At 56.7% G+C, this 628-nt stretch carries 1 pseudogene; it reads left to right on the plus strand.

Features of this window, described 5'->3' with window-relative positions:
- Positions 1-321 (plus strand): annotated as a pseudogene (locus QD409_RS35525) (ABC transporter substrate-binding protein); the annotation flags it as partial.
- Between the last annotated feature and the right edge of the window lie 307 nt (positions 322-628).

A 628-nucleotide genomic window follows, 5' to 3' on the forward strand; every position in this document is an offset into this window, starting at 1 on the left:
CAGGAAGCGTGGGTCAAGGATCACAAGGAGGAAACGCAGAAGCTTGCGAATGCTTTCGTCAAGACGCTGCATTTCATCAACACCCACTCGGCCGCCGAGATTGCCGACAAGATGCCGAAGGACTTCTATGTCGGTGACAAGGAAGGCTATGTGAAGGCGCTCGAAAACGGCAAGGCGATGTTCACGCCCGATGGCGTGATGCCGGAAGATGGTCCGAAAACCGTTCTGGCCGTGCTTTCCGAATTTTCCAAGAACGTCCAGGGCAAGTCGATCGACCTGGCGAGGACCTATACGACGGAATTCGTCAAGAACGCCAAGTAAGTCGATTGGGTTCGGTCGCTTCCGGAAAGGACTGGAGGCGGTCTGCCTCGCAATCGAAGGCCCCCGCCGGGGGGCCTCAGACCGCTGACAAACCCGTCGATATTTTCGGCGGGTTTTGTGTTTGCGGATTGATGCTTTTGAGAAGGTGGCGTTTCGATTTTGTTGAAACGGCCTGATCTGCTCAGGCCATGCTTGGCTTTGGCGCCTTTGTGAGGGCCATTGCGATCTTCTTGATGTTCTGGGCGGCGGCAGCCAGCAGGCACTGGCATCTGACGCACACGAGACTTCGGAAGCGGGCGTATCGGTG

This window comes from Rhizobium sp. BR 315 (assembly GCF_050577975.1).
Classification (GTDB): Bacteria; Pseudomonadota; Alphaproteobacteria; order Rhizobiales; family Rhizobiaceae; genus Rhizobium; species Rhizobium miluonense.